The sequence below is a fragment of the Streptomyces sp. NPDC001868 genome, assembly GCF_040297125.1.
Taxonomy (GTDB): Bacteria; Actinomycetota; Actinomycetes; order Streptomycetales; family Streptomycetaceae; genus Streptomyces.
The window spans coordinates 106,272-130,717 of the sequence record NZ_JBEOYO010000006.1 but is presented as its reverse complement, the minus strand read 5'-3'; the positions used below and the strand labels follow the sequence as shown (position 1 = coordinate 130,717).

General features: G+C 71.0%; 17 protein-coding genes and 1 pseudogene. 12 read left to right on the top strand and 6 right to left on the bottom strand.

Annotated elements, in window-relative coordinates; genetic code table 11:
- The first annotated feature begins 138 nt into the window (after positions 1-138).
- The 5 genes from ABT147_RS09690 (at position 139) to ABT147_RS09670 (ending at position 5,262) form a co-directional block, all read left to right on the top strand.
- Positions 139-1,149: a substrate-binding domain-containing protein gene (locus tag ABT147_RS09690; protein ID WP_351403745.1), complete on the top strand. Its 1,011-nt coding sequence runs from the start codon at positions 139-141 to the stop codon at positions 1,147-1,149.
- A gap of 300 nt (positions 1,150-1,449) precedes the next feature.
- Positions 1,450-3,861 carry a sensor histidine kinase gene (locus ABT147_RS09685; RefSeq protein WP_351403742.1) on the top strand — a complete coding sequence of 804 codons (2,412 nt, stop codon included), beginning with the start codon at positions 1,450-1,452 and terminating at the stop codon, positions 3,859-3,861.
- Between the two features lie 46 nt (positions 3,862-3,907).
- Positions 3,908-4,336 (top strand): roadblock/LC7 domain-containing protein, encoded by a 429-nt coding sequence (locus ABT147_RS09680; RefSeq protein ID WP_020114533.1) that lies wholly within the window; start codon positions 3,908-3,910, stop codon positions 4,334-4,336.
- Between the two features lies 1 nt (position 4,337).
- A complete protein-coding gene (locus ABT147_RS09675; RefSeq protein ID WP_351403740.1) occupies positions 4,338-4,694 on the top strand; it encodes a DUF742 domain-containing protein in 357 nt (118 codons plus the stop codon).
- Positions 4,681-5,262, top strand: coding sequence for a GTP-binding protein (locus ABT147_RS09670; protein ID WP_351403738.1), 582 nt, complete (start codon positions 4,681-4,683; stop codon positions 5,260-5,262). Before ABT147_RS09675 ends, ABT147_RS09670 begins: the two co-directional genes overlap by 14 nt.
- 17 nt (positions 5,263-5,279) lie before the next feature.
- Here the strand turns inward: ABT147_RS09670 and ABT147_RS09665 are convergent, their stop codons facing one another.
- The 4 genes from ABT147_RS09665 to ABT147_RS09650 all read right to left on the bottom strand — a co-directional run bounded on the left by ABT147_RS09665 (position 5,280) and on the right by ABT147_RS09650 (position 9,838).
- The gene (locus ABT147_RS09665) at positions 5,280-5,885 is read right to left on the bottom strand and encodes a TetR/AcrR family transcriptional regulator (RefSeq protein WP_351403735.1); all 606 of its coding nucleotides are present in this window, start codon (positions 5,883-5,885) and stop codon (positions 5,280-5,282) included.
- Positions 5,886-5,915: 30 nt separating this feature from the next.
- A complete protein-coding gene (locus ABT147_RS09660) occupies positions 5,916-7,976 on the bottom strand; it encodes a galactose-binding domain-containing protein (protein WP_351403733.1) in 2,061 nt (686 codons plus the stop codon).
- 264 nt (positions 7,977-8,240) lie between these two features.
- Complete coding sequence (locus ABT147_RS09655) at positions 8,241-9,356, bottom strand: LacI family DNA-binding transcriptional regulator (RefSeq protein WP_351403731.1); 1,116 nt, start codon at positions 9,354-9,356, stop codon at positions 8,241-8,243.
- An 86-nt stretch (positions 9,357-9,442) separates the two neighbouring features.
- The gene (locus ABT147_RS09650; RefSeq protein WP_351403728.1) at positions 9,443-9,838 is read right to left on the bottom strand and encodes an HGxxPAAW family protein; all 396 of its coding nucleotides are present in this window, start codon (positions 9,836-9,838) and stop codon (positions 9,443-9,445) included.
- A 117-nt stretch (positions 9,839-9,955) separates the two neighbouring features.
- On the opposite strand from ABT147_RS09650, the gene ABT147_RS09645 reads away from it, so the two are divergent.
- Positions 9,956-10,417 carry a MarR family winged helix-turn-helix transcriptional regulator gene (locus ABT147_RS09645; protein WP_351403726.1) on the top strand — a complete coding sequence of 154 codons (462 nt, stop codon included), beginning with the start codon at positions 9,956-9,958 and terminating at the stop codon, positions 10,415-10,417.
- Between the two features lie 19 nt (positions 10,418-10,436).
- Here ABT147_RS09645 and ABT147_RS09640 read toward each other — a convergent pair.
- Positions 10,437-10,859, bottom strand: a pseudogene (locus ABT147_RS09640) (PfkB family carbohydrate kinase); the annotation flags it as partial.
- Between the two features lie 310 nt (positions 10,860-11,169).
- On the bottom strand, positions 11,170-12,198 hold the full coding sequence (locus ABT147_RS09635) for a LacI family DNA-binding transcriptional regulator (protein WP_351403724.1): 1,029 nt from the start codon (positions 12,196-12,198) through the stop codon (positions 11,170-11,172).
- 308 nt (positions 12,199-12,506) lie between these two features.
- On the opposite strand from ABT147_RS09635, the gene ABT147_RS09630 reads away from it, so the two are divergent.
- The 6 genes from ABT147_RS09630 to ABT147_RS09605 all read left to right on the top strand — a co-directional run bounded on the left by ABT147_RS09630 (position 12,507) and on the right by ABT147_RS09605 (position 24,327).
- Positions 12,507-13,826: an ABC transporter substrate-binding protein gene (locus ABT147_RS09630; protein WP_351403721.1), complete on the top strand. Its 1,320-nt coding sequence runs from the start codon at positions 12,507-12,509 to the stop codon at positions 13,824-13,826.
- 41 nt (positions 13,827-13,867) lie between these two features.
- Positions 13,868-14,833: a carbohydrate ABC transporter permease gene (locus ABT147_RS09625; RefSeq protein WP_351403719.1), complete on the top strand. Its 966-nt coding sequence runs from the start codon at positions 13,868-13,870 to the stop codon at positions 14,831-14,833.
- A 23-nt stretch (positions 14,834-14,856) separates the two neighbouring features.
- The gene (locus ABT147_RS09620) at positions 14,857-15,678 is read left to right on the top strand and encodes a carbohydrate ABC transporter permease (protein ID WP_351403717.1); all 822 of its coding nucleotides are present in this window, start codon (positions 14,857-14,859) and stop codon (positions 15,676-15,678) included.
- Between the two features lie 109 nt (positions 15,679-15,787).
- On the top strand, positions 15,788-17,800 hold the full coding sequence (locus tag ABT147_RS09615; protein ID WP_351403715.1) for a glycoside hydrolase family 127 protein: 2,013 nt from the start codon (positions 15,788-15,790) through the stop codon (positions 17,798-17,800).
- 2 nt (positions 17,801-17,802) lie between these two features.
- Complete coding sequence (locus ABT147_RS09610; RefSeq protein ID WP_351403712.1) at positions 17,803-21,942, top strand: Ig-like domain-containing protein; 4,140 nt, start codon at positions 17,803-17,805, stop codon at positions 21,940-21,942.
- 219 nt (positions 21,943-22,161) lie between these two features.
- Positions 22,162-24,327: a glycoside hydrolase family 127 protein gene (locus tag ABT147_RS09605; RefSeq protein WP_351403710.1), complete on the top strand. Its 2,166-nt coding sequence runs from the start codon at positions 22,162-22,164 to the stop codon at positions 24,325-24,327.
- The last annotated feature ends 119 nt before the right edge of the window (positions 24,328-24,446 follow it).

The following is a 24,446-nucleotide window of genomic DNA, read 5'->3' as shown; positions in this document are numbered from 1 at the left end:
CTTGACTACCGGGTGTCACACACGATTGGCTCCGCCCAGCGAAAGTCAGCCAGTCACCGCACGTCATCGCGGTGACGGCGGCGACTTCGCCTTCTCCAGACCTCCCACCCCGGTCGCACAGCGAGGTGCCGCGCCCCCATGAATCCACCCCCCGCGCCCCAGAGGATCTTCACGGCCTTCCGTGCCACGGCGCTCGCCGCCGCCGTCTTCCTGACCGTCGCCGGCTGCTCGGTGCTCGGCGGATCGGACACCGATTCGGACACGGACACCTCGGGCGCCCCGGGCGGCGGGATGAAGGTCGCGCTGATCACCCACAGCGCCGAGGGGGACGCCTTCTGGGACCTCGTCCGCAAGGGCGCGGAGGTCGCTGCCGCAAAGGACGGCATCGAACTGACCTTCGTCAGCGACCCCGACGCCGCGGGACAGGCGAAGCTGGTGCGCGACGCGATCGCCGACAAGGTCGACGGCATCGCGGTGACCCTGGCCAAGCCGCAGGCGATGCGGGGCGCGGTCGCCGAGGCCCGCGCCGCCGGCATACCCGTGGTCGGCCTCAACTCCGGTATCGACGCCTGGCAGACCCAGGGACTGCTGGGCTTCTTCGGCCAGGACGAGAGCGTCGCCGGCCGGGCGCTCGGCGACGAACTCGACGCCCGCGCCGCCAAGCATGCCCTGTGCGTCATCCACGAGCGCGGCAACGTCGCCGTGGAGGCCCGCTGCGCCGGGGTGCGGAAGACCTTCGGCGGACAGACCGAGAACCTGTACGTGGACGGCACCGACATGGACGCGGTGACCGGCTCGATCGCCGCCAAGCTCCGCCAGGACCCGACCATCGACGAGGTCGTCACGCTCGGGGCGCAGTTCGCCCTCGCCGCCGTGGACTCGGTGGACGACGCGAACAGCAAGGCGAAGGTCGCCACCTTCGACCTCAACAAGGACCTGGTCGACGCGGTGAAGCGCGGCGACATCCAGTTCGCCGTGGACCAGCAGCCGTACCTCCAGGGCTATCTCGCGGTCGACGGGCTGTGGCTCTACCGGACCAACGGCAACACCAGCGGCGGCGGCGTCGAGCCCGTGCTCACCGGCCCCGCGTTCGTGACCAGGAAGAACATCGACGGAGTCGCCGAGTTCGCGGCGAACGGGACCCGTTGACGTGCGGCGTCCGGACCCCTGCGGGACCACCGGCCGGCCGAGCTCCCCGAGCCGCCGCGCACGGACAAACGGAACCTTCCGTTCGGGCATGACCGCACCACGGAACCCAAGCATCCGGAACGGTCGTGTAACGGCGACGCCAAACTTCCGACCACCCCTGCGACGTGCGCTCACTTGTGCGGATAACATCCTGCGCATCCCCTGTGCGCCCCACTGACAGGTGTCCACCCACCATCCCCGGACCCCTGTCGCCCCAGCTTCCGATCCCTTCCGCTCCCCGCCAACCGCCCAAGGACGACGATGCCCTCACGGACCGGCGCCCGGCGCCGTCTCGGCTCCATACGTCTCTCGCTGATCCTCCTGGCACTGATCCCCGGCGTCACGCTGGCCGTGAGTTGGGGTGTGACGACGACCCAGATGTTCTCGGAGGGACTGCGGCTGCGGACGCAGACCGGCCTGAGCAAGTCCACCGGCGCGATGGGAACCGACGCGACCCTCGCCCTGCAGCGCGAGCGCGCCCTGTCGGCCGCCTACATGGCGTCCCCCGGCAGCTCCATGGACGCCCTGGAGCAGCAGCGCCGCGAGACCGACGCGGCGGTCGCCAAGCTGGACCGCCGCGCGAGCGAGATCGAGGACGCCCCCGAGCGCATCGGCGACCAGCTGTACTCCGTTCTCGGCGCGTCGAACAGCCTGGAGTACTACCGCGACCAGGTGGACAACCCCACCGACATCACGCCCGAGCAGGCCCTGGACCACTACAGCTCGATCATCGACGGCCAGATCCACGCCTTCCAGCAGCTCGCCCAGGTCGACGACGGCGACCTCACCTCGCAGGCCGGCCCGCTGGTCACCGTCGCGCAGGCCGCCGAGCTGGTCTCCCAGGAAGACGCGATCCTCACCCTCAACTGGCCCTCGGGACAGCTCGACGAGCCGACCCGGGACCGCTTCGTCCAGGTGGTCAACGCCCGCCGCTGGCTCGTCGACAACCAGCTCGTCCCCTCTCTGGAGGGCGAGGTGAAGATCCGGGTCGAGCGGATCGTCCAGGGCCGGGACTGGCAGGGGCTGCAGGCCGTGGAGGACCAGGTCCTCGCGGCACGGACGAAGGGCAGCGGGGAGTCCCGCCGGACCGAACTGCCCAAGGAGCAGGCGCGCTGGAACGCCGCGATGGCGAAACTGTCCACCCAGTACGAGCAGTTGATCCGTGAGCAGACCCAGGGACTGCTGGCGCGCAGCAGCGAGGAGGCGCGCAGTCTGCTGATCACGGCCGGCTCGCTGAGCGCCGGCGGACTCGCCGCGCTGCTGCTGTGCGTCGTGATGTCCTGGCGCATCACCCGCTCCCTGTCCCGCCGGCTCACCGGCCTCAGGACGGCCACCCTCAGCCTCGCCGAGCACCGGCTGCCCGATGTGGTGGCCCGCCTCGACCGGGGCGAGAAGATCGACGTGGACGAGGCCGCGGCCCCGCTGGACTACGGCACCGACGAACTCGGCCAGGTCGCCAAGGCGTTCAATGCCGCCCAGCGCACCGCCGTGCACACCGCCGTCGAACTCGCCGACACCCGGCGCGGCTTCCAGCGCGTCATCCTCGGCATCGCCCGGCAGAGCCAGAACCTCGTCAACCTCCAGCTCACCAAGCTCGACAAACTGGAGCGCCAGCACCAGGACCCGGAGATCCTCAAGGGCCTCTACGAGCTGGACTCCACCGCGAGCCAGCTGCGCCGCTACGAGGAGAACCTGGTCATCATCAGCGGCGAGCGACCCGGCCGCAGCTGGACCGAACCGGTCGCCCTGATCGACATCCTGCGCAGCGCCGTCGGCGAGGTCGCCGAGTACCAGCGGGTCGAGGTGCACGCCGACGACGACGTGTGGATCGCCCCGCCCGCCGTGGCCGACGTGATCCACCTCCTCGCCGAGCTGATCGACAACGCGACCACGTACTCGCCCGCGCCCAGCCCCGTGAGCGTCCGCGCCGCGACCGTCGCCAAGGGGCTCGCCCTCGAAGTGGAGGACCGGGGGCTCGGCATGTCCGAGGAGGACTACGCCGCCTTCAACACCCAGCTGGCGGTGCCCCCGCAGTTCGACGTGGTCGCGCTCGCCGACGACCTCCGGCTCGGCATGTTCGTCATCGCCCGGCTCGCCACCCGGCACGGCATCGCGGTCACCCTGCGCGCCTCGCCGTACGGCGGCACCACCGCGATCGTGCTGATCCCGGACGAGATCGTGGTCCGCGAGGCCCCCGCCCCCGACGAGGATGGCACCGCGGCGGCCGAACCGCCCGTACGCGCCTCGCTCGTGGCCGCCCGGGTCGCGGCCGCCGCGGCGGAGCCGGAGACCGAACCCGCACGGGAGGACCGGGACCGCGTTCCGCAGGAGCGGCCCGCAGCGCACGGGCGGACCGCCGACGCCGTCGAGGAAGCGAACGGCACCCGGCCGGCCGCCGTCAGGAAGCCCCCGACGGGCAAGAAGGGCACCCCGATGCCGCTGCCCCGCCGGATCCCGCAGACCAGCCTGGCCGCCGAGCTGAAGGAGGAGACGGGGCCCTGCCCGGACGGCGACGCCGACGACTTCACGGCCGAGCGCGCGGCCTCCTCGCTCGCCGGGTTCCAGCGCGGAACGCTCCAGGCACGTGACGACGAAGCGGAAACCGAGTACGCACCAGGGGAGGAATCCGCATCCGAAGACCCAGGAGACCGCATCCCCGCCTCCGGTACCTGACGGCCCCTCGACTCCCCACGCAGACCGCTCATTGAAGGACACACAGATGACACGCCCCATCCCCGCCACGCACAGCCAGCTCGACCAGCTGCTCACCGGACTGGTGGACCGGGTCGCCGAGGTCGACCACGCCGTCGTGCTCTCCGAGGACGGACTGGTCGTCAGCAAATCCACCGCGTTCCTGCGCGACGACGCCGAGCGGCTCGCGGCGACCGCGTCCGGCCTGATGAGCCTCAGCAAGGGCGTCAGCATGGACTTCCGCGGCGGTCCCGTACGCCAGTTGCTCATCGAGATGGGCAACGCCTTCCTCATCCTCACCAACGCCGGACCCGGCGCCAACCTCGCCGTGCTGACCCGGCAGGGCGCGGACGTCGGCGTGGTGGCGTACCAGATGAACATGCTGGTGAAGAAGATCGGCGAGCACCTCAGCGCGGCGCCGCGCGCCGGTGTCGTCGCGGCCGACAGCGGCGAGTGAGGTGAACGGAGGCGACGCGGCGGGCCGGCTGGTTCGCCCGTTCACCCTGACGGGCGGCCGGACCCGGCCCGCCCGTGGCGACTTCACCCTCATCACCATGGTGGCGGCAGTGGACCCGCAGCCGGTCGGCGGCACCCGGCCGCAGCCCGAGCACGCGCGGATCCTCAGGCTGTGCGCCAAGCCGATCGTGGTGGCGGAGCTGGCCACCGGCCTCGACCTGCCGGTGAGCGTGGTCGCCATCATGCTCTGCGATCTGCAGGAGGCGGGCCGGATCAGCGTCCGCCAGCCCCGCATGATCTCCCGCACCACCGACCTGGACCTGCTGAAGAAAGTGAGGGACGGTCTTGGCCGGCTCTGACCCCACCCCCCAGGGGATTTCGGCTCCCGACACGGTGAAGATCCTCATCGCCGGAGGATTCGGCGTGGGAAAGACGACCATGGTCGGGTCGGTCAGCGAGATCGCCCCGCTGCGCACCGAGGAACCCCTCACCACGGCCGGTCTCGGCGTCGACGACCTCGACGGCATTCCGGAGAAGAACGCCACGACGGTGGCCCTCGACTTCGGCCGGATCAGCATCGGCCAGGACCTCGTGCTCTATCTGTTCGGCACGCCCGGACAGCAGCGGTTCTGGTTCATGTGGAACGACCTCGCGATCGGCGCCCTCGGCGCCGTCGTCCTGGTCGACGTGCGCCGGCCCGAGTCCAGCTTCGCCGCCATCGACTTCTTCGAACGCCGCAAGATCCCGTTCGTCATCGGCGTCAACGGCTTCCACGGCGAGCATCCGTACGGGCCGGACGAGATCCGCGAGTCCCTGGCCCTGCCCGAGAACACGCCTGTGCTGCTCTTCGACGCCAGGGAACGCACCTCGTGCCGTGACGTCCTGATCGCCCTGCTCGACCAGCTGATCGCCGCCTCGGCCCGCTGAGGCCGGGCGGACGGGAGCTACGGCCGGACCTCCTCGCGCACTAGGCCGGCCACGTGGTCGGTGATCGTGTCGAGGATGTCCGTCCAGGCCGTGTCGTCGCCGAGGACCAGGAAGTTCAGGGTGAGGCCGTCCGTCATGGCGGCCAGATAGCGGGCCAGCACGGGCACGGGCACGGCCAGTTCGAACCCCATGGACAGCCGCAGCTGCTCGATCAGCTCGGCGTAGGTGGCGCGGTACAACTCGTACTGCCGCCGCGCCAGGTGCTCGAACCCGGGCTCGCGCAGGGCGTACTGGGTCAGCTCGTAGGTGAGCATGTGCTCGCCCGGGTGGGCGGAGACATGGTCCCAGTACGCCTGGAAACCGGCCCGGACGGTCTCCCTGAGCGTCTCCCGGGGTGTGATCGCCTCCCGCACCAGCGTCACATAGTGCCCGGTGATGGTGGTGATGACGGATTCCAGCAGTTCCTGCTTCGACTCGAAGCAGTAGTGGAAGACGCTCAGGGACACGCCTGCCTCGGCCGCGATGGACCGGGTCGTCGTCCTGGGGACGCCGTCCCGGGTCATCGCGCGGATCGCGGCCTCGGTGAGCTGTCTGCGCCGCTCGGCCGATGGCAAGCGTGCCATGTGGATCTCTCTTCCCCCGTGGTGGTGCGGTCAGCCGCTGTAGACGCCGACCTCGTAGAGGGAGTAACCCCAGTCCGTGCCGCGGTCGGTCCCCAGCATTCGAACATATCTGGCCGTCACACCGGCGAACTTGGCCGTGTCCAGCCCACCGTCACCGGCGGTCGTGGACCACACGGTCTTCCAGGTCGACCCGTCCGTCGAGACGTCGATCTGGTACGCCTTGCCGTAGGCCCGCTCCCAGTCCAGGGTGACCTTCTTGATCGTGCGCGAGGTGCCGAGGTCCACCTTCCACCACTGGGAGTCGCTCCAGTCGCTCGCCCAGCGCGTGCCGCCGTCACCGTCCACGGCCCGGCCGGGCTGGTAGCTGGTGACGGGGTTCGACTCGGACGCGCCGGCCGTCGCCGTCTTCCCCTGGGCGAGGTTCACACCGGCCTGGTGGGCCTCCGATGCGCCCCAGGTGCCGAGGTAGGACTCGGCGCCCTTGAAGAGGTCGTCCACGACGCCCTGGCCGCCGACGAGCCGGATGTCCTCGATCCAGTCCGGGATCATGCCGACATGGGCCGCGCCGTCGGTGTTGTAGTTCCACGTGCGCTGACCGGTGGTCTGCTTGTCGACGGTCGAGCCGCCGTCGACGCTCTTGAAGGGGTACGTCACCGGGTTGGAGGTGTCGGCGCCGCGCGGGGCCGGGTGGTCGCCGATGCCGTTGAAGTCGGTGCCGTAGCCGTAGCCCACGTCGTACTTGGTCCGCAGCGCGTCCGTACGCTTGGCCTCCGCGCTGAACTCCTCGGAGCCGTGCATGTACTGGGCGACGAAACCGCCGAGGGAGTAGACCCGCTCGGTCCAGTTCAGGTCCATCCAGCTGTGCGAGGACAGCACGCCCGGGTAGGACGCGGCCTCGAACATGTCCAGGACCTGGCCGGTGGCCTTGACGCTCATGTGGTCGATCTCGAGCATCATCTTGCGCTGCATCATGCCCTGCACGGCGTACTCACCGAGATCGGTCAGCCCCCGTACGTTGCACTGCGCGTCCGCGTCGTACTCCGGGACCTCGGTGCCCGCCGGCAGATCCTCCTCGGCCTCCGTCGCCGCGCCGCCGATCGGGTTGTCCTTCTGCGGGCCCTTGCACTTCTCCGTCTGCCAGAAGGTGCCCGTCGACAGGAACTGGCCGACGTTGATCGCCGTACCGAGACCGTGCTCGTCGAAGCGGACGCCGCACAGCGCGTTGTCGAACTTGTGGCACAGGAACATGCTGCGCACACCCAGGTCGTACAGCTCGTCGAGGCCCTCGTCGATGTCCTCCTTGGAGCACTGCGGGATGTCGAGGATCTGCTTGCAGCCGAACGGCTCGGAGGTCTCCACGCCCAGGACGACGGCGAGCTTGCCCTGCTTGATCACCTCACGGGCCTGCGCACTGTCGGTGACGATCCGGAACCAGCCCTTGCCGGTGCCGCCGTACTGCGCGTCGATGTAGTCCTGGAGCGCGTACGTCAGCTTCGCCTGCAGCCGGATCGAGGTCATCTCGTCGCAACTGCGGTCCTTGAACGGGTAGATCGAGCAGATCATCCCGTTGGTGACCAGGTCGTTGACCAGCACCCGCTGACCGCCGCGCCAGGCGCGCTCGATCCAGGCGTAGTAGTTGGCCTGGTGCGTCATCGAGTCGTACGCCGGCCAGTCCTTGAACGTCGGGTAGCCGACCGGGTCGTGCTTGCCGTCGCCGCCGTGGGTGATGTAGTCGAAGATCGCGAGACTGCCGTCCGGGTAGTGCTCGGGACAGTCCTTCAGCGCGTCGGCGATACCGGACGTCGAGAACACCTTGCCGCAGATGAGCCGGCCGCCGAACGCCTCGTTGGAGAACAGGTGGTTGTGCGCGTCGACGAACCCGCGCACGTCACCCGCCGAGTCGGTCCCCTTGAACGGCTCGCCCGTCACGTTGATCTGGGAGTCGGGCGACGGCCGGGAGGTGGGCAGCCACCATTCGCCGGTGGCGGCCGAACTCGACGACGGGCTGAGCAGCATGCCCATCGCGGTGAGGAACAGCGCCAGCACCATGAGGGGTCTGCGTCTGCGATGGGCGCGCGGAGTCCTGGTCATCACTCACGTCCTCGGTCGGGGGATTGCGCGGTCGATCGGCCAGACCGTTCCGGGACGTGTCAACACCCACGGCGCCATAGCCCGTTTGTCATGGCTGGCACAAGCGATGTGACGAGAATCGCCACTGAGGTGATCCGAGTCAATAGTCCGGGACGGTTGACCTGATGCCGCTCCAGGCCCTACGGAGGGCAGACGGCTCGTCAAGTTCCCGTGAAGGTACGGGGGTTGCTACGCCGCCCCGCCGTCACCGACCGGTGCGTACGGTCACGAAAGCGTGCGTACCGACTGACGGATCACCAACTGCGTGCTCAGCACCACGTGGTCGTCGCCCCCGAGGCGCTCCTCGCGCTCCAGCGCCAACCGGACCGCCGTGCGCCCCAGATCCTCGTACGGCACCCGCACCGTGGTCAGCGCGGGGGAGAGGTCGGCGGCGAACGGGACGTCGTCGAAGCCGACCAGGGAGATGTCACCGGGGACGTCGAGCCCCGCCTCGCGCAGCGCGGCCAGCGCCCCCGTGGCCACCATGTCGGTGCCCGCGAAGACCGCCGTGAACCCCAGGCCGGCCGCCAGCGCCTCCCGGGTGCGCTGATAGCCCGAGACCCGGGTGTACGGGCCGGGCAGCTCCAACTCCCCGGCGGGCGCCACCCCGTGGGCGCGCAGCGCGTGCAGGAAGCCGTCCCGGCGCTGCTCGGAGGTGCTCAGCCCGGGGATTCCGCCCAGGAAGAGGACGCGCCGGTGACCGGCGCTCAGCAGATGGTCGGTGGCCTGGAAGGCTCCGCCCCGGTTGTCGTACTGCACCACCGTGACCGGCAGATCGCCGGGCAGCGGCGGGCGGCCCACCAGCACCAGCCGGGAGCCCGCCGCGTCCAGCGCCGTCGCGTACTCGGCCATCCGCCGCCGGTACGCCGCGTCCTGCGGGGCCCCGCCGACGAGGAGGACCGCGGCCGCGTGCTGCTCGCGCATCAGCTGGACCAGGTCGTTCTCGCGGGCCACGTCGTCGTGCGTTGCACACACCAGGCTCAGCCGGCCCCGGTCGGCGGCGGCCTGCTCCACCCCCGCCGCGACATGGGCGAAGGAGGGACCGGTGATGTCCTTGATGACCAGGGCGACGGGGCCCGCGACCCGGCCGGAGAGGGCCTTGGCGTGGACGTTCACCACGTAGTGCAGCGACTCGACGGCCGCCATGACCCGGGCCCTGGTCTCGGTGGACACCGGGTAGTTGCCGGCCAGTGTGCGGGAAACGGTTGCTACGGACACCCCGGCCTGAGCGGCGACGTCCCGGATCGTGCTGGGCCGCTCGCCGCCCGAGGCGCTGTTCCGACGACGCCTGGCCCCACTGGGTTCTGGGCTGCTCCGGCGACCGTTCTCATTGACCGTCACGCCTCGACGTTACTGCATGGGACGAGGGTCGGGGGTCACGGTCCGCGAACCAGGGCCCTCGATGACGGTAAGCGTTTACTGTCCGATCAGGGCGACTGGTCGCCCGCCCGGACCGTGACGGTCACGGTGCCGGTGTCGATGCCGTCGGGGCTGGTGGCAGGTCCGGGTACGGCCGGGAGCGGGGCCGGGGTGCGGCGGCGGCCGGCCAGGCGGCAGCCGAGGCAGTCCACGTGGCCGCCGCGCGCGGAGCGGTCGCGGACCCGGGGGCTCCACTGGTCCCGGGGGCGGGGGCCCGGCGGCTTGCCCCAGCCGGCGAGGTGCAGGCCCCAGGTGACCAGGAGTGCCAGTACCGAGACGGCGGTGCCCAGGAAGAAACCCGGGGTCCAGCCGCAGACGCCCAGGCCGAGCGCCGCCGATCCCGCGGTGCCGATGGCGGTGCCGGTCCAGCCGGCGACGGTGTGACCGTCATCGTGAAGACTCACGTGTCTGCTCCCCTCGCGCGCCGTGCCGTTCCACGGCATGCCGCGGCCACGCCCATGGCGCCGGACTATGATGTCTTAGCGAGTAAGGAATTTAGCCTGCCCCGGAGGCAAATATCAATGGAGGCCGAACGCCGTCCCACCGTCCCTGGCGCGATCAGCGCCATGGACGGCCTGATCGCGACGATGATCGTCGGCCAGCAGGAGTTCGCCCGGAAGCTCGGACTGAGCGTCACGGACCTCGTCTGCTTCGCGTACGTCATGGAGGCCGGGGACACGCCGGTCACCGCCGGGGATCTGGCCGGGCGCGCCCATGTCACCACGGGGGCGGTGACGGGCGTCCTCAACCGCCTGGAGCGCGGCGGCTTCGTGACCCGGCAGCCGGATCCCGCCGACCGCCGCCGGGTCCGCGTGGTCGCGGTCCCGGACGCCGCCGAGCGGGTGCTGGCCGTCTACGGCCCGTTCTACGCCCGTCTAGCCGAACTCTTCGCCCAGTACTCGGCCGACGAACTGGCCCTGCTCACCGACTGGTTCGGGCGGGCGGGTGAGCTGGCACGCGGGTATCTGGCCGAGTCCCGCTAGACCCCGGGCACGGCCGGGGTCAGGACAGGCGCAGGGTGGACCAGGTCGCGGGGTCGAGGGTGAGGTGGGGGTCGAGGGCGGTGCGGGTCAGGTCGCTGGGGACGTCCTCCCGGGTGCCGAGCGTCGCGGCGGCGGCGAGGTGGCCCAGGCGCAGTCCGTGCGCGGGGGTGCGGCCTTCCAGGAGGGCCGCGAGATAGCCGGCGGCGAAGGCGTCGCCGGCCCCGACGCGTTCGACGACCCGGGTGGCGGGGGTGGGGACGAAGGTCTCCTCGCCGTCGGCGCCGTACGCCGTCGCTCCGTGTCCGGCGTCCTTGACGACCAGGACCGGGCCGGGGCCGAGCAGGTCGCGGACGTCCCGTGCCGTGCGGGTGCCCCAGAGCCGCTCCGCCTCGTCGCGTCCGACGAACACGAGGTCGGCGGCGCGGGCCGGCTCCAGCAGCGCGGAAGCGGCGTCGGGGGCCCTGACGGCATGCCTGGGGGAATCGCCCCGACATCGCGCTGAGAGCGGTTCGCCCCCGGCCGGGGGCGGGGTGAGGAAGCGCCGAGCGCGTCACGGGCGCGTGAGCTTTCGGGACGGGTGGTCCCGCTGCTCTGAGGGGGCCCATGGGGCCGCGGCCGGCCCGGAGCGGCTTCGTCCTGAGCCCCGGCTCCCGCCCCCGGCCCGGTCTCGTCCCCGGCTCGGATCGCGGCTCAGTGCCATGCTCTCCCCGTCCCCGTCCCCGTCCCCGTCCCCGTCCCCGCCCTCGCCCCCGTCACGACAGCGGTGCCGTGGATCCCCTGATCACCACCTTGCAGGGGAGGGTGTCGACCCCGGTGCGGGCGGTGCCGGCGATCGCGGTGAACAGGGCGTGGGCGGCGACCCGGCCGACCTGTTCGAGGTTCATGTCGACGCTGGTCAGGGGCGGGCGTGAACCGGCGGTCATGATCTGCCAGTTGTCGAAGCCCATGACCGCGATGTCGTCGGGAACACGGTGGCCGCGCTCGCGCAGGACGTCCATGACACCCCGGGCGATCTGGTCGCTGCCGCACAGGACGGCGTCGATGTCGGGATGGCGGTCGAGGAGCATGGCGGTGGCGGCCCGCCCCCAGCCCTCCGACCAGGCGCCGAACCGGGGTTCGCCGATCAGGGCGAGACCGGCGTCGGCGAGCGCGGCCCGCGCCCCCTCGGCCCGGTCCTGGGCCGCGAGATAGCCGGGGTCGCCGGTGATGTGGGCGATCCGGGTGCGGCCGCAGGCGAGGAGGTGGTCCACGGCCATCCGGCCGGCGCCGACGCTGTCCGGGACGACGGAGAAGTCCTCCGGGTCGTCGGAGGGGGCGTAGGCGTAGACGACCGGGACGGGCAGTTCGCGGCCCAGGGAGGGACGCGGGTCGGTGCGGCTGCCGACCACGATGAGACCGTCGACGCGACGGCCCAACAGGGCCCGCAGATGGTGCTGTTCACGGATCGCGTCGCCGCGCGCGTCGCACAGGAAGACCGCGACCTCGCCCGCGCCGAAGGCGTCCTCGGCGCCCATCAGGATCGGTATGCCGAATCTGCCCTCCAGATCGCTGGTGATCAGCCCGACGGTGCCGGTGCGTCCGGCGAGCAGACCGCGCGCCACCTGGTTGGGCCGGAACGACAGCCGCTCGGCGGCCTCGACGACCCGCTGTCTGGTCTCCGCGCGGACCTGGCTGCGGCCGTTGAGGGCCTTGGACGCCGTGGCGATCGAGACGCCCGCCAGCCGGGCGACGTCGCCGAGCGTGGCGGGCTGTGAACGAGAGGGGCCGGTGGCCTGTGCCATGGGTGAGTCTCCTGTCTCGCCACGCGTGCCGACCTCGCCGAGCATGGCACGCCCCATCCGGAACTTTACGGGAAACGTTTCGGTCAGGATGCTGCCACGGGTTTCTGTGAGCCATCGACAACCGCTCTCTGCAAGGGGATTGACGGGCATTCGGGTGCGTCCTAGCGTCTCAGAAAGCCTTTTCGGTTTCTTTCGTCTCCGTCACCCGTGCACCGCCACTGTGCACCGCCGCCGTGCACTGCCACCGTTCAGCGCCACCGCTCTGTGACATCACTCCGCGACATCACTTCGCGCAAGGGGGAACGAACATGGGGAGCACGGTCGGACCACGTGGCCGCGCGAGCCGCCTCGTCACAGGCGCCGTCGCACTGCTCGCCGCCGCGAGCCTGGTCACCGCCTGCGGGTCGGGGGACGGCGGCAAGGACGGCGGCGGCAAGGACGGCGGAGCGGCGAACGCCACCGGCGTCGACGACGGCGCCACGCTGACGATGTGGACCCGGGCCGCGACCCGACCGCAGAGCGAGGCCCTGGTCAAGGCGTACAACGCGAGCCACAAGAACAAGGTCGAGCTGACCGTCGTCCCCACCGACGACTACCAGGCCAAGGTCGGCGCCGCCGCCGGTTCCCGGGACCTGCCCGACCTGTTCGCCTCCGACGTGGTCTTCGTGCCGAACTACACCTCCAGCGCCCTCTTCGCCGACCTCACCGAACGTATCGACGCACTGCCCTTCGCCGAGCACCTCGCCCAGTCGCACATCAAGGCCGGCACGTACGAGGACAAGAAGTACGTGGTGCCGCACACCCTCGATCTGTCGGTGCTCTTCTACAACAAGGACCTCTACCGCAAGGCGAAGCTCGACCCCGAGAAGCCGCCCTCGACCCTGGCCGAGTGGGACGAGCAGGCGAGGGCCGTGGACGCGCTGGGCGGCGGCGTCGACGGGACCTTCTTCGGCGGCAACTGCGGTGGCTGCGGCGTCTTCACCTGGTGGCCGTCCATCTGGGCCGGGGGCGAGGAGGTGCTGAACGAGGACGGCACCGAGGCACGGCTCGCCTCCGCCACCGCCAAGAAGGTCTACGACACCTACCGGGGCTGGGTCGACGACGACATCGTGGCGCCCGGCGCGAAGGACGAGACGGGCACGACCTGGACCGGGATCTTCCCGAAGGGCAAGGTCGGGGTCATGCCCATGCCGTCGACCACGCTCGGGCTGATGCCCGAGGACATGGACCTCGGGGTCGCCCCCATCCCGGGCCCCGACGGCGGGAAGTCCACCTTCGTCGGCGGCGACGCCATCGGTATCGCCGCGACCAGCGAGAAGGCCGACCAGGCCTGGAACTTCCTCGCCTGGACCCTCGGCGACAAGGCCCAGGTCGATGTCGTCGCCGCCCACAAGGACGTCGTGGCCCGCACCGACCTGGCATCCAACAAGCACTCCGACGCCGACCCCCGTCTCGTCGCCATCAACGAACTCGTCGCCGACGGCCACACCCCGTACGCGCTGAAGTTCGGCCAGACCTTCAACGACCCCAACGGGCCCTGGCTGACGCTGATGCGGGACGCCGTCTTCGGTGACGGCAAGTCCGTGGACCAGGACAACGACGCGGTCAGCGAGTCGCTCGCCGACTGAGTGAGCTCACATCGCGGACGAGGTCACTTCGGAGGAGAGGCATGCAGGTGAAGGTGGCCGAGTCCGAGCCGACCGCGCACCGGGCCCCGCCCGACGCACACCGGGGCCGCCCGCCCCGCGCGTCGGCGCCCCGGTGGCGGTCCCGCAAGGCCCAGGGGCTGGCCTACGCGGCTCCCACCGCCGTGTTCGTCATCGTCTTCTTCGTGCTGCCCCTGCTCCTCGTCGGGCAGATGTCCCTCAGCGACTGGCCGCTGCTCACCGGCGACCGGGGCGTCAACGCCCCCGAGAACTACACCGACATCACCGACGCCCCGCTGTTCTGGCCCGCCGTCCGCTTCACGCTCCTCTACACCGGCGTCGTCACCGTCGTCCTCCTCGGCCTGGCCCTGCTGCTCGCCCTGCTCGTCCAGGAGTCACGGCCCGGCGTCGGCTTCTTCCGTACGGTGTACTTCCTGCCCGGCGCCCTGGGCCTGGCCTCCGCCTCCCTGCTCTTCTGGGGGCTGTACAGCCCGACCACCGGACCGCTGAGCGACATCCTGCGAGGGCTCGGCCTCGCCGACGACGAGGTGTCCTTCCTCGGGACACCGACCGCCGCACTGCTGTCGACGGTGTTCCTCATCGTCTGGAAGTTCGCCGGCTTCTACATGCTGATCCTGCTGGTGGGTCTGCAACGCATCCCGCACGAGGTGTACGAGGCGGCGCGGATGGACGGCGCGAGCCGGGCCCAGATCTTCCGCTCCATCACGCTGCCCCTGCTGCGCCCGTCCCTCGCGCTCACCCTGCTCCTGTGCGTGACGGGATCGCTGCTCGCCTTCGACCAGTTCTTCATCCTCACCAAGGGCGGCCCGGACAACACCACCGTCACCGTCGTGCAGTTGATCTACCGCGAGGCCTTCCAGCGGCTGAACCTCGGCACCGCCGCCGCCCTGTCGATCATCGTGCTGGCCGTGCTGCTCCTGCTCAACGCCCTCCAGTTCCGCGGTCTGCGCCGCGCCGACGAGTCATGAGACCCCAGGAGAGGGGACCGACCGTGCTGTCCCGCACCCTCGGCCGTACGCCGTACTACGTCGTCGCCGGAGGTCTGGCCGTCATCTTCCTCTTCCCGCTGCTGTGGAACACCTGGGCCTCGGTCAGCCCCCAGCCCGGCACCGCGCAGGAATCGGGGTACGGCCTCGGCAACTACCGGACGCTGCTGGAGTACGACGCGGGCCTGTGGCGGTACCTCCTCAACAGCACGGTCGTCTCGGCACTGACCGTCGCCCTCACCCTCGGGGTCTCCCTGCTCGGCGGCTACGCCTTCGCCCGCTTCGACTTCCCCGGCAAGAACCTGCTGTTCCTGCTGACCCTGGCCATCCTGATGGTCCCGTACGCCACCCTCCTCATCCCGCTCTACGTCCTGCTCGGCAGACTGCAGCTGCAGAACTCGCTGATCGGGCTGAGCCTGGTGCTCGCGATGTTCCAACTCCCGTTCGCCACCTTCATGATGCGGATCTCCTTCGAGGCGGTGCCGCGCGAACTGGAGGAGTCGGCGCTCGTCGACGGCTGCGGCACGGCGGGCGCGCTGCGCCGCGTGCTCCTCCCCGCGGTACGGCCGGGACTGATCACCGTGGGGCTGTTCGCGTTCCTCGCGGCCTGGAACGACTTCATCGCGCCCCTGATCCTCATCTCCGACAGCGAGAAGGCGCCCCTGCCGCTGGCCGTCGCCAATCTGCGGCAGCAGAGCATGGGCGCCGTCGACTACGGCGCGACCGAGGCGGGCGTGGTGGTCCTCGCCGTGCCCTGTCTGCTCCTCTTCCTGCTGCTGCAACGGCACTACATCCGGGGCTTCATGTCCGGCGCGCTCAAGGGCTGACCCCCTGACCCCTGCGCGCGACCCGAGGACCCCGATGACATGGACGGCCCACCGACGACCGACGACCGAAGGGACCAACCGAAGGCATGAACAGGTGAGGGAGAACGCGGTGACGTCATCCGTCCTGCCCGTGGCACCGACCCGTGGCCGCCTCAGGCCGCTCGGCCTCGACGAGGTCAGGATCACCGGGGGTTTCTGGGCCCGGCGACGGCACACCAACACGACCGCCACGCTGGACCACTGCCGGGACTGGATGGACCGCGTCGGCTGGACCGGCAACTTCCGGGCCGCCGTCGAGGGCAGGATCCAACGGGACCGGCGTGGCCGGGAGTTCGCCGACTCCGAGGTCTACAAGCTGCTGGAAGCCATGGCCTGGGAGGCGGCCAACGGCGACGGCGCCGCCCTGGACGCCGGGATCACCGCCCTCACCGATCTCGTCGCCCCCGCCCAGGAACCGGACGGCTATCTGAGCACCGCCTTCGGCCGCCCCGGACAACCGGCCCGCTACAGCGACCTCGAAGAGGGCCACGAACTGTACTGCCAGGGCCACTTGGTCCAGGCCGGTGTCGCCCAGGCCCGCGCCCGGGGCGAGGGCGAACTCGCGAAGATCGCCCAGCGGGCCGCCGACCATGTCTGCGCCACCTTCGGGCCGGGCGGTATCGAGTCCGTCTGCGGCCACCCGCAGATCGAGTCGGCCCTCGTCGAACTGGCCCGGCTCACCGGCCGGCAGCGCTACCTCGACCAGGCCGCGCTGTTCGTCGAACGACGCGGCCACGGCACCCTCACCGAGGGCGAGTTCGGCGCCGCCTACTTCCAGGACGACGTCCCGGTCCGCCGGGCAACGGTTCTGCGCGGGCACGCCGTCCGCGCCCTCTACCTCGCCGCCGGCGCCGTCGACGTGGCCGTGGAGACCGGCGACGAAGAGCTGCTCGCAGCCGTCGTACGCCAGTGGGAGGTCACGGTCGCCCGCCGCACCTACCTCACCGGCGGCATGGGCTCGCACCACCGCGACGAGGCCTTCGGCACCGACTTCGTCCTGCCCCCGGACCGCGCCTATTCGGAGACCTGCGCCGGGGTCGCCTCCGTGATGCTCGGCTGGCGGCTGCTGCTCGCCACCGGCGAACCCCGCTTCGCCGACCTCGTCGAACGCACCCTGTTCAACGTCGTCGCCACCTCCCCGTCCGAGGACGGCCGGTCCTTCTTCTACGCCAACACCCTGCACCGGCGGCACCGGGGCATCGCCCCGCCCCCGGACCTCGACAGCCCGCGCGCCGACTCGGGCCTGCGCGCCCCCTGGTTCGCGGTGTCCTGCTGCCCGACCAATGTGGCCCGGACCCTGGCCCAGCTCCCTGCCTACCTGGCGACGGCGGACGACGAAGGCCTCCAACTCCACCAGTACGCGGACGCCGACATCGCCACCACCCTCACCGGCGGCCGGGGCGTCGCCCTGCGGGTCCGCACCGACTACCCGTCCGGCGGGACCGTGACCGTCCGCATCGGTCGCGCCCCGGCCGACCCGTGGACCCTGTCGCTGCGGGTGCCCGCCTGGGCGGCGGGCGCCCCCGCGTGGCTGGTCGACCCCGACGGCGTACGCCGCCCCGCCGACCCGGGCACGGCGACCGTGACCCGGGTCTTCCGGCCCGGCGACGAGATACGGCTCGAACTGCCTGTCGCCCCCCGCTGGATCGGGGCCGACCCCCGCATCGACGCCGTACGCGGCACGGTGGCCGTCCAGCGGGGCCCGCTGGTGTACTGCGCCGAGTCCGTCGACCTCCCGGACGGACATGAGGTCGACGCGGTACGGGTGGACACGTCCGTCGATCCCGTGGACGGACCGGACGGAACGGGCGGGCCGGACGGCGGTACGGAGGGCACGGTCGTGGTCGCCGGGGAGGTCGGAGCCGGACCACGCATGGGGCGGAGCGAGGCGGCGTGGCCGTACGAGCCCCTGGGGCAGGCCGCCGAGGCGCGGCCCGCGGCTCCCACCGGCATCGTCCTCGTGCCCTACCACTCCTGGGCCGAACGGGGCCCCTCGACCATGCGGGTGTGGCTACCGACGACGGACGGGAGCCCGGCCGCGGCCACCGAAGTCCCGGACAGCGGCACCGACACAGGGAGGTAGTCGTGCGCGGACCACGAAGACGGCAACACCGCGGAACCCTGGCCGGAGCGCTGGCCTTCGGGCTGCTCGCCCCGCTCGCCGCCGCCGTTCCGGCCGAGGCGGACAACTCGGCGACCGGGTACCCCGTCTACTCCGGATCGGCCGATCCCGTACCCGAGTTACCCGCCGGCTTCACGGTCCGCCGTACGATGCGCGCCCAGTACGACGCCGACCGGAGAGCCGGCGACGGCACCGACTTCTGGATGGACCGGATGCTGGCCCGCAAGGGCGAGGACCCGGCGGGGGACTGGCTGTTCACCCGGGGCCGGGCGGTGTTCATGAAGGAGCACGACCCGGCACGGCTCGGCTTCGGCGGCAAGGTCGCCTACTGGGAGAGCATCGACAACCGGGCCGCGTACACGGTCGACCTGGCCGTGGACGGCGAGCGGCTCACGCTCCGCGAGAACGTCAACTCCCGCACGCAGACGCCCAGTTACTGGCGCAGCGAGTTCACCCATGAGGCGACCGGGCTGACGGTCACGCAGACCAAGTTCATCACCGACGCCAATGTCGCCGTGACGAACCTGGCGCTCACCAACAGCGGGTCCGGGGGCCGCGAGATCACCCTGCGTGCCTCGTCCCCGTACACCGGCATTCCGGAGGGACGCGAACTCACCGGCACGGTGGCCGCGAAGAACAACCTCACGACCGTCTTCCCCCGGCTCAGCGGTGACGGCTTCGCCCCCGAGGGCGAGACCCTGACGCGCACCCTCACCGTCCCGGCGGGCCGCACCCTCAACGCCAAGGTCCAACTCGGCTTCGTCACCGAGGAGATCGCCGACTCGCGGCCCGCGTACGACTCCGTGCGCAAGGCGTCCCCGGCCGCCGCCTTCCGCCGGCATGTGCGGGCGTACAACCGCTGGTGGGCCGAGAACCTGCCGTTCATGGACGTCCCGGACGACAACATCGAGAAGACGCTCTACTACCGCTGGTGGCTGCTGCGTTACAACTACCTCGACGCCGACATCCCGGGCAGCGACTACCAGTTCCCCACCTCCATGGAGGGCGTGCTCGGCTACAACAACGCCATCGCGCTGACCGTCGGCATGTTCGTCGACGACCTCAAGTACCTGCGGGAGCCGAGCTATTCGTACGGCCCGTGGGTGTCCGCCGGAGAGGTGTCGAAGAACGGCAAGTACTCCGACAATCCCGGCGATCCGGAGAACTGGTCCAACAGCTACACCCAGTACATCTCCGAGGCCGCCTGGCGTTCCTACCAGGTGCACGGCGGCCCGGACGGCATCCCGCGCAACCTCGCCCGGTACGCGGAGAAGGACGTCAAGGGGCAGCTCGCGGCCTACGACCACGACGGCAACGGGCTGATCGAGTACGACTGGGGCGCCATGACCGGCAACGACGCCGACGCGGTGTCGTTCGACTGGAAGCCGGGGAACCTGGACCGGGCCGAGTCGGCCTATGTGTACAGCAACGCGACGGCGGCGGCCCGCGCCTACGACCTGCTCGGCGAGACGGGCAAGGCCGAGGAGATGCGCGGGATCGCGAAGCGGGTCAAGGACGCGGTCCTCGAACACCTCTGGGACCCCGAGGACAAGCTGCTCAAGCACCGGCATGTGGCCAGTGACACCCCGGTGCCCTGGAAGGAGATCAACAACTACTACCCGTACAGCGTGGGCCTGATGCCCACGCCGGACGAGGACCCGCAGTACCTCGAAGCCCTGCGGCTGTGGGCGGACGCCAAGCAGTACCCCGTCTTCCCGTTCTTCACCGCCAACCAGGCCGACAAGGCGGAAGCGGCGGAGCAGGGGCACCCGGGGAGCAACAACTTCTCCGTCATCAACTCCACGGTCACCTTCCGCTTCCTCTCCTCCGTGCTGCGCAAGTATCCGAATCGATACATCGACAACACCTGGTACAAGAAGCTGCTGTCCTGGAACGCCTGGTCCCACTACGTCGACGGCGACAACCGGTGGCCCGACCAGAACGAGTTCTGGTCGAACGGCAGCGCCGACCCGCAGAAGATCGGCTACCGCTCCTGGATCCACCACACCATCCTCGGCACCACCAACTGGACCGTGATCGAGGACGCGATGGGCTTCCGGCCGCGCGACGACCGGAAGATCGAGCTGTCCCCGATCGACATCGACTGGCCCCACTTCGCCGTCACCGACATCAACTACCGGGGCACCGATGTCGCGGTGATCTGGGACGAACCGGGGGACGGGAAGCGGCCGTACGGACGGCAGGTCCCCGAGGGCTACTCCCTTTACCTCGACGGGAAGCTCGCCCTGACGGCGGACCGTCTCACCCGCCTCGTCTACGACCCGGTCACCCGCAGGGCGACCTTCCCGGACGGCGGCGGCGCCAAGGCCCGGACCACCGGGCTGCGTACGACCGTGGCGGCACCGCAGGACGTCGAGTACGGCCGCAGGGACCGGGTCACCGACCTGTTCGCCAAGGCCGGGCGGGACCTGACCGGCACGGCGAAGGACAACCTCGCCGCCGGAGCCACGGCCCGCGCCTCCCACGAGGACCAGGGGAGGGGTACGGCGGGGGCCGTCGACGGCTTCACCGTCAACGAACCCCACTGGGGCGCGCGCGGCTCCGGGAACGCCGAGGACTGGTACGAGATCGACTTCGGGCGGGCACGGCAAGTCGACGACGTCCGGCTGTACTTCGCCGCCGACAAACGGCCCGGCGGATACACCGAACCCGCCCTCTACACCGTGCAGTTCCAGGACGGCGAGGGGCGCTGGCAGGACGTGGCCCGGCCCGCCAGGACGCCCGTCCATCCCCGGGCCAATCTCAACCAGGTGCGCTTCAAGAAGGTGACGGCACAGAAGCTGCGGGTGCTGATGCGGCACCGGGACGGGCACACCAGCGGGCTGAAGGAGTTCCAGGCGTTCGACACGGGTGTCCGGCCCCCGGCGGCCCGCAATCACGCCCCCTACGTCGAGGCGTGGCGGGACACCACGTACAGCCGTCCCGGTCAGGTCCGGCTGACGGGCATCGTCGAGGACGACGGCCTGCCGGAGCGGAAGCTCTCCGCCGGGTGGAAGGCGGTGGACGGTCCGGAGGGCGGCACGGTCATCCTCGACGACCCGGGCGCGACGACGACCACCGCCCGCTTCACGACCGCCGGTACCTATACCCTCGAACTCACCGCCACCGACGGCTCGTCGACGACGTCGAAGAAGGTCGTGGTCAAGGCGGAGGGGCTGTCCGACGGGCAGGTGAACGTGGCGCCCTTCGCCACACCCACCGCCTCCTACACCTCCGGCTGGGAGTCCGTGGCCGCCATCAACGACGGCCGCGAACCCGTCTCGTCCTCCGACGCTCCGCGCTGGGGCAGCTGGCCGCAGAAAGGCACCCAGTGGGTCCAGTACACCTGGGCCGACCCGGTCCGCGTGGACGGCTCCGACCTGTACTTCTTCCGTGACGCCCAGCCCGGCGCGGGCGACGGCGTCGGGGTCCCGGCGTCCTGGGTCATCGAGTACCGGGACGGCGACACCTGGCGCGAGGTCGCCTCACCCAGCGGCTACGGCACCGCCGAGGACGGCTACAACCGGACCACCTTCACCCCCGTCACGACGACGGCCCTGCGCGCCCGGCTCACCGGGCATCCGAACCTGGCCCTCGGCGTCCAGGAGTGGAAGGTGTACGCCGAGACACCGGAGGCCGTGCGCGAGGTCCACGTCCCCACCCCGCGCGGCACGATCCCGGAACTGCCCGGTGAGGTGACCCTGGTGTACGGCGACGGCACGACGGCCCGCTCACCCGTCGCCTGGCCCACCCTCACCGAGGAGCAGGTCGCCGAGGGCGGCACGAGCGTACGGATCACCGGCATCGCCGACCGGGCCGCGCGGCCGGTCACCGCGACCGTGTGGGTACGGCAGACGGCCGCCGTCGAGATCACCAGCATCACGGAGGAGCGGGTCACCACCCGCGCCGGCCGGACGCCCACGCTCCCGGCGACCGTCGTCGCCACCTACAACGACGGCTCCAAGGACAGCCGGGTCACCGTCACTTGGGACCCGGTGGACCCGGAACGGTACGCCGAACCCGGCACCTTCGAGGTGAAGGGCACCGTGACGGGCACGACGTACCGGGCGACGGCCACGATCACGGTGACGGGGCCACCGTGACGGGGCCGCCGTGACCCGGGCCGGCCTTCAAGGGCGCAGCCCTCGTTCTTCAGGGGCGAAGCCCCTGCTCTCAAGGGGCGCGGGGCTGTTTCGACATGCGGCTCCGCCGCGTGGGCGCGACCAGCCACGAACCAAGCCGCACCCGCCCACACACGCCTCCCCCCACCCACCGGACGCCCCACCCACCGGACGTCCCACCCACGATCGGAGAGTCGACGCATGTCCCAACCCCCCACCCGACGAAGGCTGTTGAGCCTCGCAGCCGGCGCGGCGGCCGCCACCCCACTCGTCCAGGCCGCCTCCCTCGCGCACGCCACCCCAGCCGGACAAGCCCCCGCGCAGGCCCTCGCCCAGGCCCCCGCAGCCCCCTTACCCGTCCCCGCCACCTGGTCGGCACATCCCTTCCCCCTGAACCAAGTCACCCTCGGCGACGGCGTGTTCAGGGCCAAGCGCGACCTGATGCTGACCTACGCCCGGTCCTACCCGGCCGACCGCATCCTGGCCGTCTTCCGTGCCAACGCCGGACTCGACACCCGGGGTGCCCAGCCGCCCGGCGGCTGGGAGACCTCCGACGGCAATCTGCGCGGCCACTACGGCGGCCACTTCCTCACCCTCATCGCCCAGGCGTACGCGGACACCAGGGAAGCGGCCCTCAAGTCCAAGCTGGACTACCTGGTCGGCGCCCTGGGGGAGTGCCAGACGGCGCTGGCGGAGCGCGGCAACCCGAGACCGAGTCACCCCGGCTTCCTGGCGGCGTACCCGGAGACGCAGTTCATCCTGCTGGAGAGCTACACGACGTACCCCACCATCTGGGCGCCGTACTACACCTGCCACAAGATCATGCGGGGCCTCCTCGACGCGCACACCCTGGCCGGGAACGCCCAGGCCCTCACCATCGCCTCGAAGACGGGCGACTGGGTGCACAGCAGGCTCGGCGGGCTGCCCAAGGCGCAGCTGGACCGGATGTGGTCCATCTACATCGCCGGTGAGTACGGCGGTATGAACGAGGTGATGGCGGACCTGCACGCCCTCACCGGCAAGGCGGAACACCTGGCCGCCGCCCGCTGCTTCGACAACACCGCGCTCCTCGACGCCTGCGCCCAGGACCGGGACATCCTCGACGGGCGGCACGCCAACCAGCACATCCCGCAGTTCACCGGGTATCTGCGGCTGTTCGACGAGACGGGGGAGGAGCGGTACGCGGAGGCCGCCCGGAACTTCTGGGGCATGGTCGCCGGGCCCCGGACGTACAGCCTGGGCGGTACGGGACAGGGCGAGATGTTCAAGGCGCGGGGCGCCATCGCGGCCACCCTGGACGACAAGAACGCCGAGACCTGTGCGACGTACAACATGCTGAAGCTCAGCCGGCAACTCTTCTTCCGGGAGCCGGACGCCGCCCGGATGGACTACTACGAGCGGGGCCTGACCAACCACATCCTCGCCTCCCGCCGGGACACGGCGAGCACGAGCAGCCCCGAGGTCACCTACTTCGTCGGGATGGGACCGGGGGTGGTGCGCGAGTACGGCAACACCGGTACCTGTTGCGGTGGCACCGGCATGGAGAACCACAGCAAGTACCAGGACTCGGTGTACTTCCGCTCCGCCGACGGAAACGCGCTGTACGTGAACCTCTACCTCGCCTCGACCCTGCGGTGGCCGGAGCGGGGGCTCGTCCTCGACCAGACGAGCGCCTATCCGGCCGAGGGCGTGCGCACCCTGACGTTCCGGGAGGGCGGGGGCAGGCTCGATCTGAGGCTGCGGGTGCCGTCCTGGGCCACCGGCGGCTTCACGGTCACGGTCAACGGGGTCCGGCAGCGGGTCGAGGCCGTGCCCGGGTCGTACCTCACGCTGAGCCGGAACTGGCGGAGCGGCGACCGGGTCGGGATCTCCGCGCCGTACCGGCTGCGGGTGGAGCGGGCCCTGGACGATCCCACGGTCCAGTCGGTGTTCTTCGGCCCGCTGCTGCTGGCCGCGCAGAGCCCGGAGGCGGGGTTCCGGACCTTCTCCTTCTACAAGGGCTTCACGCTGCGCGGCGATCTCGCGGACGTGATCCGCCCGGAGGGCAGGCCACTGCACTTCACCACGCACGGGCTGACCCTCGCGCCGTTCTTCGTCGGGAACGACGCCCGCTACCACGCCTACTTCCGGCGCTCCGAGCCCGTCGTCGTGTTCGGCACGGCCGACTCGGGCGTCCCGAACCGGACCCGGGGCGACGGGCTGACCTTCCTCGACGTGCTCTGGGCGCGGGCGCCCTTCGCGACGTCCGAGGCGTTCGTGCGGGCGGTGCGTGTCCTGGCCGACGGGTGGGTGACCGAGGGGCGGTTCACCGGCGCGGAGCGGGACGCGGTCGTCGCGGCGGCGACGCGGGCGGGTCTGCGGGGCTGAGCACGCGCGAAGGGTTGACGTGTACGGGGCGAGGTGGGTTTATGGGAGCGCTCCCATGAACCCCTCGCTCCTCGACGCCCACCCCCACTTGGAGTCGCAGTGAGAACTGGAAGAAGCAC